The sequence below is a fragment of the Arenivirga flava genome (genome assembly GCF_030161575.1).
In the GTDB taxonomy this organism is placed as follows: domain Bacteria; phylum Actinomycetota; class Actinomycetes; order Actinomycetales; family Microbacteriaceae; genus Arenivirga; species Arenivirga flava.
In genome coordinates, this window is record NZ_BSUL01000001.1 from 2583702 (window position 1) to 2593732 (window position 10031).

Annotated in this window: 8 protein-coding genes; 7 read left to right on the forward strand and 1 reads right to left on the reverse strand. The window is 72.8% G+C overall.

The genetic code is table 11. The features are described from left to right. Positions 1-88 precede the first annotated feature (88 nt). The 3 genes from QQK26_RS12490 to yicI are packed head-to-tail and all read left to right on the forward strand — an operon-like array spanning position 89 to position 4202. Positions 89-991, forward strand: a complete 903-nt coding sequence (locus QQK26_RS12490; RefSeq protein WP_284235327.1) for a carbohydrate ABC transporter permease — start codon at positions 89-91, stop codon at positions 989-991. Continuing rightward, a complete protein-coding gene (locus tag QQK26_RS12495; protein ID WP_431308012.1) occupies positions 988-1857 on the forward strand; it encodes a carbohydrate ABC transporter permease in 870 nt (289 codons plus the stop codon). The genes QQK26_RS12490 and QQK26_RS12495 overlap by 4 nt, the downstream gene beginning before the upstream one ends. After that, positions 1857-4202, forward strand: coding sequence for an alpha-xylosidase (gene yicI / locus QQK26_RS12500; protein WP_284233235.1), 2346 nt, complete (start codon positions 1857-1859; stop codon positions 4200-4202). The genes QQK26_RS12495 and yicI overlap by 1 nt, the downstream gene beginning before the upstream one ends. Before the next feature lie 21 nt (positions 4203-4223). Here the strand turns inward: yicI and QQK26_RS12505 are convergent, their stop codons facing one another. Next, positions 4224-4775: a GNAT family N-acetyltransferase gene (locus QQK26_RS12505; RefSeq protein ID WP_284233237.1), complete on the reverse strand. Its 552-nt coding sequence runs from the start codon at positions 4773-4775 to the stop codon at positions 4224-4226. 97 nt (positions 4776-4872) lie between these two features. Here QQK26_RS12505 and QQK26_RS12510 point away from each other — a divergent pair, with 97 nt between their 5' ends. From QQK26_RS12510 to QQK26_RS12525, 4 genes are all read left to right on the forward strand, one after another. After that, entirely contained in the window at positions 4873-6102 is a 1230-nt protein-coding gene (locus QQK26_RS12510) for a multidrug effflux MFS transporter (protein ID WP_284233239.1), read from the forward strand. 1030 nt (positions 6103-7132) lie between these two features. Continuing rightward, the gene (locus QQK26_RS12515) at positions 7133-7768 is read left to right on the forward strand and encodes a hypothetical protein (protein ID WP_284233241.1); all 636 of its coding nucleotides are present in this window, start codon (positions 7133-7135) and stop codon (positions 7766-7768) included. 173 nt (positions 7769-7941) lie between these two features. Then, entirely contained in the window at positions 7942-8550 is a 609-nt protein-coding gene (locus QQK26_RS12520; protein WP_284233243.1) for a DUF1775 domain-containing protein, read from the forward strand. Next, positions 8547-9944, forward strand: a complete 1398-nt coding sequence (locus QQK26_RS12525; protein WP_284233248.1) for a PepSY-associated TM helix domain-containing protein — start codon at positions 8547-8549, stop codon at positions 9942-9944. The genes QQK26_RS12520 and QQK26_RS12525 overlap by 4 nt, the downstream gene beginning before the upstream one ends. Positions 9945-10031 lie beyond the last annotated feature (87 nt).

The window sequence follows — 10031 nt, forward strand, 5'->3', positions numbered from 1 at the left end:
GACCCCCGTGACCACGATCACCCCACCCGCCTCCGAGGCGCCGGCCACGCCGGTACGCCGTCGGCGGCCCCGCTCCGGCGGCGGCGTCATGCCGTTCGCCAGCGGACGCAGCTACTGGTGGTACCTGCTGCCCGGCCTCGCGCTCATCACGGTCATCGTCCTGGTGCCGCTGGTGTGGAACGTGTACCTCAGCTTCACCGAGTACCGCGGCATCATCGCCCCGCGGTGGATCGGCCTCGACAACTGGACCCGCCTCTTCGAGGACGAGCGCTTCTGGATGTCGTTCCGCAACAGCATCGGCATGGTCATCGCCATGGTGGTCGTGCCGACGCTGCTGGGCCTGGTGCTCGCGGCAGCGCTCTTCGACGTCGTCGGCCGCAAGTTCGGCGGCAGGCTCGCCAGCTTCCTGCGCGCCACGTACTACCTGCCGCAGATCCTGCCGTCGGTCGTCGCCGCCATCGTGATCGGCTGGATCCTGCGCCCCGAGAACGGCGCGCTCAACACGATCCTCGAGGCCGTCGGCCTCGGCTCGCTCGCCGGCAACTGGCTCGGCAACCCCGACACGGCGCTGCTCAGCATCATGGTCGTGCTCGTCTGGATCCAGATCGGCTACCCCGTCGTCATCTTTATGGCAGCGCTCCAGCGCGTCGACCCGGAGCTCTACGAGGCCGCCGAGCTCGACGGCGCCGGCTGGTTCCACCGCTTCCGCGCCATCACCCTGCCGATGATCCGTCCCGAGGTGTTCGTGGTCGCCCTGACCTGCACCATCGCGGCGCTCAAGGTCTTCGGTCCCGTCTACGCCCTCACCGGCGGCGGACCGAACAACGCCACCATCGTGCCGAGCTACTACTCGTACCAGCAGTTCTTCCAGAGCCAGCAGGTCGGCTACGGCGCCGCCATCGCGACGGCGCTCACCGTCGTCATCGTGATCGTCTCGATCGTCTTCGTGTGGGCGCAGAACCGCTCCGAGCGCAAGGAGGCGCAGCTGTGACCGCCATCGTCGACCGCCCCAGGGCGGCCAAGCCCCGCGGGCGCAAGCGCACCGTCGGCGACTGGATCGTGCTCGCCTTCGCGGTCGTCATCGCGGTGATGATCGTGTTCCCGTTCGCCGTCATCCTCATCAACTCGTTCAAGAGCCCCGGGGACTACGCGAACGGCGGTCCGCTGACGCTGCCCACCGGCCTCTACGTCGACGGCATCGTCAACTTCTGGAACCGCGTCGACTTCCCCGAGAAGCTCTGGAACAGCTTCTTCATCAGCGGCGTCGTCGCAATCCTCGCGGTCGTCGTCTCGGTGATGAACGCCTTCGCGCTCGGCATCGGGCGCGTCAAGGGCCGTGTGCCGCTCATCCTCGTCTTCCTGCTGGCGAACATGCTGCCGCAGGAGGTGCTGCTCTACCCGCTGTACTCGATCTTCCGCGCGGTCGGCCTGTACGACAACGTGTGGGCGGTCATCATCACCTTCGTCGTGATCCAGAGCGCCTTCGGCACCTACCTGCTCGCATCCGTCTTCGGCACCTTCCCCAAGGAGGTGCTCGAGGCCGCCGCGCTCGACGGCGCCGGCCGCTGGCGCATCCTCTGGCGGGTCATCGTGCCGATCAGCCGGCCGACGCTCGGCGTGCTCATGGTCTTCTTCTTCATCTGGACGTGGAACGAATTCCTCATCCCGCTGACCTTCCTCATCAGCAACGCGAACCAGACCGTGCCGGTCGCGATCAGCGTGCTGCAGGGCGACCGGCTCATGGACGTCACGACCACCAGCGCCTCGGCGCTGCTGGGCCTCATCCCCACCCTCGTCTTCTTCCTCATCTTCCAACGCACCCTCACCCGGGGCATCACCGCAGGAGCAGTCAAGTAATGAAGTTCACCGACGGTTTCTGGCAGCTCAGGCCGGGCGTCGACGCGCTGTACGGCCGCGAGACGCACGACCTCGAGCAGCAAGGCCGCACCATCGTGGCCACCGTGCCCACCAAGGTCATCGAGCGCCGCGGCGACACCCTCAACCGGCCGGTCCTCACGGTCACGCTGCACGCGCCGCTGCCCGGCGTCATCGGGGTGCGCGTCGAGCACCACCGCGGTGGAGCGGATGAGGTCGGCTTCGACCTGATCGGCGCCGAGGACGGCCACGGCGAGGTCACCGTGACGGATGCGGGCGCCACGCTGGTCAGCGGCGAGGTCACCGCGACGATCACCCGCGGGGCCCCGTGGAGCCTGGTCTTCACCGAGACCGCCACCGGTCGCGTGCTCACCTCGAGCGGCGAGAAGTCGCTCGGCTACATGACCCTCGCCGAGAACGCGCAGGTCGACGGCGCGCCCGTCGGCAACGCCCGCGGCGGCACGGCACGGCAGCACTCCCGCCACTACCTGCACGAGCAGCTGGCGCTCGGCGTCGGCGAGCTCGTCTACGGACTCGGCGAGCGCTTCGGGCCGCTGGTCAAGAACGGCCAGGTCGTCGACATCTGGAACGCCGACGGCGGGACCAGCAGCGAGCAGGCCTACAAGAACGTGCCGTTCCACCTCTCCAATCGCGGCTACGGCGTGCTGGTGAACCACCCGGGCCACGTCTCGTACGAGATCGGCTCGGAGGCGGTCGAGCGCGTGCAGTTCTCGGTCGCGGGCGAGAGCCTCGAGTACTACGTGGTCGGCGGCGGCACCCCGGCCGGCGTGCTCGAGCGCTACACCGCCCTCACCGGCCGCCCGGCGCGGCTGCCGGCCTGGTCGTACGGTCTCTGGCTCTCGACGAGCTTCACGACCGACTACGACGAGACCACCATCAACTCGTTCATCGACGGCATGGCCGAGCGCGAGCTGCCGCTCAGCGTCTTCCACTTCGACTGCTTCTGGATGCGCGAATTCAACTGGTGCGACTTCGAATGGGACCCGCGGGTGTTCCCGGACCCCGACGGCATGCTCGCCCGCCTGCACGACAGGGACCTCCGCGTCTGCGTCTGGATCAACCCCTACATCGGCCAGCGCTCGCCGCTGTTCGACGAGGGCAAGGCGGCCGGCTACTTCGTCAAGCGGCCCGACGGCTCCGTCTGGCAATGGGACCTCTGGCAGTCGGGCATGGCGCTGGTCGACTTCACGAACCCCGAGGCGACGGCCTGGTACCAGGGGTACCTGCGCAGGCTCATCGCGCAGGGCGTCGACGCGTTCAAGACCGACTTCGGCGAGCGCATCCCGCTCGAGGTCGACTACTTCGACGGCTCGAGCCCCGAGCGCATGCACAACCTCTACACCCAGCGCTACAACGAGGCCGTCTTCGAGGTGCTCGAGGAGCTGCAGGGCGAGGGCGAGGCCATCGTCTTCGCGCGCTCCGCGACCGCCGGCGGGCAGACCATGCCGGTGCACTGGGGCGGCGACAACACGTCGAGCTACGAGTCGCTCGCCGAGACCCTGCGCGGCGGCCTCTCGCTGGCCCTCAGCGGCTTCGGCTACTGGAGCCACGACATCGGCGGCTTCGAGGGACTGCCCGACCCCGGCGTCTTCAAGCGCTGGCTGGTCTTCGGCCTGCTCTCGAGCCACACCCGCCTGCACGCGAGCCAGAACTACCGGGTGCCGTGGCTCTTCGACGAGCGCGAGGGCCGCGACGAGGCCGACCCGCAGTCGGCCGTCTCCGTCACCCGGCGGTTCACGCAGCTCAAGCACCAGCTCATGCCGTACCTGCACGCCGCCGGGCTCGAGGCGCACCGCACGGGCACGCCGATCATGCGCCCGATGCAGCTCGCCTTCCCCGGCGACCCCGCGGTGGCCTACCTCGACCGCCAGTACCTGCTCGGCCCGGACCTGCTGGTCGCGCCGGTCATGTCGGCCGACGGCGAGGTCGAGCTCTATCTGCCGGACGGACGCTGGACCGACTGGTGGACCGGCGAGGTCGTCGAAGGCGGTCGCTGGCGCCGCGAGACGCACGGTTTCGACACCGTGCCGCTCTACGTGCGCGAGGGTGCGGTGCTGCCGCTCGGCGCCCGCGTCGACCGCCCCGACTACGACTACCTCGACGGCCTCGAGCTGCGGCTGTTCCCGAGCGGCGAGGGGTCGACCGAGCTGACGGTGACGACGCCGGAGCGGACGGAGGCGGTCTTCCGCGTCGTGCGCTCCGCCGACGGCGCGGTGCAGATCACGTCCGACGGCGCATCCGCCTTCTCCGCGCGGCTGGCCGGCGGCGAGGTCGTCACGAGCGCGGACGGCTCGCTGACGCTGTAACCCCTGACGCGGTCGCGCAGCTCAGCCCTGGAGGTCGAGCTGCGCGATCGTCGGGCCGGGCTCGAAGCCGAAGCGCTCGTAGAACGCCGCCGCATCCGGCGTCGCGTGCACGGTCAGGTGCTCGGCGCCCTCGGCTCGCGCCAGCTCGATGGCGGCCTGCACCAGGCGCACGCCGAGGCCGGCGCCGCGGTGCTCCGGCCGCACGAAGACGCTCTGGAGGTCGGCGGAGCGGCGCCCGGTCGTGCCGATGATCGGCGGTCTCGCGGTGAACGCCACCCACGCCATGGCCACGAGTGCGCCGTCGCGCTCGGCGACCACGCAGCGGTGCGAATCCGCGGTGCTGCTCATGAAGGCCACGAAGTCGCGGGCGAGGCGGTCGGGATCGCGATCCTCGGGCGTCGCACTCCACGCCCAGCGCAGCGCCGCGAGCGCCGCGGCATCGGAGGAGTCGGCGAGGCGGATGGCGGCGTCGCCGAGGGCGACCGGAGGGGAGCGGGCTCGGTCATGGCGGCAGTCTGGCGCATCCGCTCGTCCGGCGACCGCGATCCTTGCGCAACCTGCAAAATCATCCACTGGTCGGGGTTACGCTGGAGCGACGTCGTCCGACGTCATCGACCATCCCCCACCCACAGCCCGCGCGATGCCGCGCGCAGGAACAGGAACCCTCCCCGTGACCACCGTCGTCCATCCCGGAGACTCGCTCACCCGCCGCCAGCGCCTCACCTACGTGCTGGTGCTCGGCGCGCTCACCGCACTCGGGCCGTTCACGATCGACCTGTACCTGCCCGCGTTCCCGCACCTCGCCGAGGACTTCGGCGCCACCGAGGCCGCGGTGCAGCTGACCCTCACCGCCACGCTGATCGGCTTCGCGGTCGGTCAGCTCGTCATGGGGCCGTGGAGCGACAAGGTGGGCCGCCGCATGCCGCTCATCATCGCCACCGCCGTGCACATCACGGCGAGCATCGCCGTGGCGCTCGCGCCCACCATCGAACTGCTCACCGCGTTCCGCGTGCTGCAGGGCATCGGCGCCGCGGCCGGCGGCGTGGTCGCGATGGCGACCGTGCGCGATCTCTTCGGCGGGCGTCCGCTCGTCCTCATGCTCTCGCGCCTGGCCCTCGTCAACGGCCTCGCACCCATCCTCGCCCCGCTCATCGGCTCGCAGCTGCTGCTGGTCATGGAGTGGCAGGGCATCTTCGGCTTCCTGGCCGGCTACGGCGCACTGGTGCTGCTGGCCGCGGTGCTCTTCATCCGCGAGACCCTGCCGCCGGAGCGCCGCCACGAGGCCGGCCACTCGTCGCTGGGCGAGCGCTACCGGTCGCTCTTCTCCGACCGCGTGTTCGTGGGCGTGGCGCTCATGGGCGGCATGATGTTCAGCGGGCTGTTCGTCTACCTCTCGGCCTCGTCGTTCCTGTTCCAGGACGTCTTCGGCCTCGACGCGCAGCAGTACGGCCTGCTCTTCGCCGTCAACTCGATCGGCGTCGTCGGCGGCGTGCAGATCGCCTCGCGCATCACCCGCGTGCTCGCGCCGCAGTGGATCCTCGCCTGCTCGACCACGCTCGGCTTCCTCGCCGCCGGGGGCATCATCGTGCTCTCGCAGCTCGATGCCGGCCTGTTCGGGGTGCTCGTGCCGCTGTGGTTCTTCATCTTCGCGTTCGGCCTGTCGATGCCCTGCATCCAGGTGCTCGCCCTCGCGCACCACGGCAAGGAGGCGGGCACGGCGGCCTCGCTGCTGGGCGCGCTCAACATGGGCCTGGCCGGGCTGCTCTCGCCGCTGGTCGGGCTGCTCGGCATCTCCTCGGCGCTGCCGATGGGCCTGGTCATGATCTGCGCCGTGTCGGTGGCGATCGTGCTGCTCTGGGTGGTGGTGCGCCCGCGCACGGTGCCCGAGCTCAGCCGCTGAGCCTGCTCGCGGGCGGACCTGCTGCGCTTCGCGGGTGCTCGCGGGTGCGGGCCTGGTCGCTCTCGTGATCGCAGCCCCGGGCGGGCTCGCAGACGCGGGCGCGGGCTTGGGCGCTCTCCTGATCGCAGCCCCGGGCGGTCTCGCGGGCGCGGCCCCGGGCGGTCTCGCGGGCGCGAGCGCAGGCCTGGTCGTTCCTATGACCGCAGCCCCGGCCGGGGTCGTCGAGGCTACCGGTGACGGCGCGGGCCTCGACCTCCACGGACCGCACGATGACGCCGATCGCGGATGAGCGCCCGGCCCGGCTCGTGCGACTCAGCATCGTGACGACGTCTCAGTCCGGTGTACGGGGCCGAGACGTCGCCACGGTGCTGAGTCACGGAGCGGGTGGTCCGCGTGCGACTCGGCGGCACAGCGCAGCGGGCGGAGCCTCGCCGGGTGCTGCCGCCGCCCGCGTCGCCGCGTCGCCGCGTCGCCGCTGAGCCGATCGGTCGCCCGGGCGCTGAGTTGCGATGACGCATCCGCATCCGTATCCCCCCGATCCGCTTGGCCCGACTCGTGCGAATCAGCGTCGCGGCGACAAGTCAGTGCCGCGCGCGGGGCTGACATGTCGCCTCGATGCTGAGTCGGGCGCGGGCGCGGGCGTGGGTGCGGGCGCGGGCCGCGCCGCGCGAGCGGGTGCGCCGCTGCCCGAGCGTGTGCGCCGCGCCGCGATGCCGTTTCCCGCCCCGATCCACTCGGCCCGACTCGTGCGAATCAGCATCGCGGCGATAAGTCAGTGCCGCGCGCGGGGCTGACATGTCGCCTCGATGCTGAGTCATGCGGGGCGGCAGGCCGCGCCGCGCGAGCAGGTGCGCTGCTGCCGTCCGAGCGGGCAGCGCCGTCCGCGAGCAGGCCGCGCCGCACCACGCCAGAGCGGACGCACCGCGCCAGAGCGGACGCACCGCCCCCAGCGCGATCGGACGCGCCCCGCCCGTCGCGTACGCTGATCCGGTGCGCCGCGGGCGGCGCGGGCGGAGGACCACGGATGCGGATGCGGCAGGAGCGCATGGCGCGCGCCGTGCTGTCCGCGGGCGTCGGCACCCTGCTCACCGCGGCCGCGCACTCGGTCGGCGGCGGCGCGTTCCCGGCGCCGCTGGTGCTCGCCCTGGTCTTCGCGCTCAGCGTGCTGCTGAGCTTCGCGCTCGCCGGTCGCCGGGTGACCGTGCCCTGGCTGCTCGCCTCGGTGGGCGCCACCCAGCTGCTGCTGCACGCCGCGTTCACCGCCACCGGCGACGGGGCGACGCTCACCGGCGACACGGTCGGCCACGCGCACCACGCCGTCGCCGGCATCCCCGCGGGCGCGGCCGCGCACCACGCCGTCGCCGGCATCGTCGCGGGCACGGCCGGGCACCACGAGGGCATGCTCTGGGCGCACGTGGCCGCCGGTCTCGTGACCGTCGCCTCGATGCGCCTCGGCGCCGGCGCCCTGCGTCGCGCCCTCGCCGCGGTCGCCCCCGCGCTCGCCCGCCGCATCGCCCTCGCGCTGTCGCTCCTGCGGCAGCCCGTGCTGCGCCCCGCACCCGTGCGCGCGCACGCGGCGACGGCGTCCCCGCATCCGCTCGTGGCACTGCTCGCCGCCGCGGTCGAGGCCCGGCGCGGCCCGCCGTCGGCCGCGTCCGCCCGCTAGCCCGCGCACCCGGCTCCCGGCCGAGTCGGGCTGGCTCGATCGCTTCGAGCCCGCCCGACCTCGGCCCCGGCCGCACGCGCCCGCCGGCGGTCCGCCGCCGCGCCCGATCGGGTCGCGGCGCGCCTCATCGACGCGCGTCCGGGCACCGCCCCGGCCCCATCCGAAGGACCACCATGCGCTCTCGCGCCACGCTCACCACCCTGCTCGCCGGCGCCGCCGGCCTCACCCTCGCCCTCGCGGCGCCGACCGCCGCCTCCGCCCACGTCGGGGTCGCCTCCGCGACCTCCACGGCGCCCGGCACCGTCAGCGTCATCACCTTCTCGCTCGGTCACGCCTGCGACGGCTCGCCGACGACGTCGGTGGCGATCGACCTGCCGGCGCCGATGAGCGGCGTCGTCCCCACCGCGAAGGCCGGCTGGCAGATCGCCGCCGAGACCGACGCCGACGGCACGACCGTCACCTACACCGCCGACGAGCCGCTCGCGGACGGCATCCGCGACACCTTCGACGTGCAGGCCTACCTGCCCGAGGGCGTCGACGAGCTCGTCATGCCGGCGAGCCAGACCTGCGTCGAGGGCGGCTACGCCTGGGACGGCTCGGACGCCGACCACCCCGCCCCGACGCTGGCGCTCACGAGCGCGGAGCCGGAGGCGCCGACGGCCGCCGAGGCCGGCATCGACGCCACCGCCCGCGGCGTGGGCATCGCCGGCCTCGTCGTCGGCGCGGTCGGCGTGCTCGTCGCGACGATCGCCACCCGCCGCGCGCAGCGGGCCGCCCGATGACCGCGACGCTGGAGCGACCCGTCGTGCGGCGCCAGCGCTGGCTCGCCCCGCTGCTGCTGCGCCTGCACTTCCTCGCCGGCCTGCTGGTCGGCCCGTTCATCCTGGTCGCGGCCCTGAGCGGTGCCGCCTACGCGATCACCCCGTCCCTCGAGCCCATCGTCTACGCGGACGAGCTGAAGGCCCCGGTCACGACCGCGACCGTGCCGTTGGCGGAGCAGATCGAGGCGGCGGAGGAGGTCGTCGGCGACGACGGCGAGCTCGTCGCCGTGCGCCCCGCGCCGGAGCCCGGCGACACGACGCGCGTCATGTTCACGGGGGAGGGGCTCGGCGAGAGCGTCACCCGCGCGATCTTCGTCGACCCCGGCACGGCCGAGGTCCGCGGCGACCTGCCGGTGTACGGCACCAGCGGGGCCATGCCCATCCGCCATGCCGTCAGCGACTTCCACCGCAGCCTCGGGCTCGGCGACGTCGGGCGGTTCTACAGCGAGCTCGCCGCCAGCTGGCTCGGCGTGGTGGCCCTCGCGGGCCTCGCGCTGTGGGTGATCCGCTTCCGCACGGCGCGGCGGCGCAAGGAGCTGCTGCGGCCCGAGCCCGGCACGACGGGTTATCGGCGCACGTTCTCGTGGCACGCTTCGACCGGCGTCTGGTTGCTGCTGGGCGCGCTGTTCCTCAGCGCCACGGGCATCACGTGGTCGCAGTTCGCCGGCGAGAACGTCACGGGGCTGCGCGCGGCGCTGAGCTGGCAGACGCCGTCGGTCTCCACGGCGCTGGGGGCGGCGGATGCGGGCGCCGCCGATCCCCACGCTGGTCACCACGGCGCCGCGCAGGCCGCGGCGGGCGTGGACGACCTCGGCACGTTCGACGACGTGCTCGCCGTCGCGCAGACGGTCAACGTGAACAGCGGACTCGTCGAGATCAAACCGCCGGCCGATGCCGCCTCGGCGTGGACCGTCACCGAGATCCAGCGCTCCTTCCCGACCGAGGTCGATGCCGTGGCGGTCGACGGCGCCACGCTCGAGGTCGTCGACCGGGTCGACTTCGCCGACTACCCGTTCATGGCCAAGCTGGCCCGCTGGGGCATCGACACCCACCAGGGCTCGATGTGGGGCCTGCCGAACCAGATCCTGCTCGTCGTCACGGCGCTCGGCGTCGTGGCGATGGTGGTCTTCGGCTACGTCATGTGGTGGCAGCGCCGCCCGGCGAGCGGTGGACGGATGCGGATGGGCCGCCCCGCCCCCGCCGGCGCCCTCGCGCAGACCCCGTGGTGGGGTCTCGCCGCCGTCGTCGCGGTCGGCGCGGCCGTCGGCCTGTTCCTGCCCCTGCTCGGATGGACGCTCGTCGCCTTCGTGGTCATCGATGCGCTGCTGACGACGGCGCGCCGCCCGGTGCCCTGACGCGCCGCCGCGCGGTCGCCCCGGACGGGGGCGGCCGTGCGGCCCTCTGCCCACCCGGCGTCCAGCGAGGGATCATGCATCTGCCGG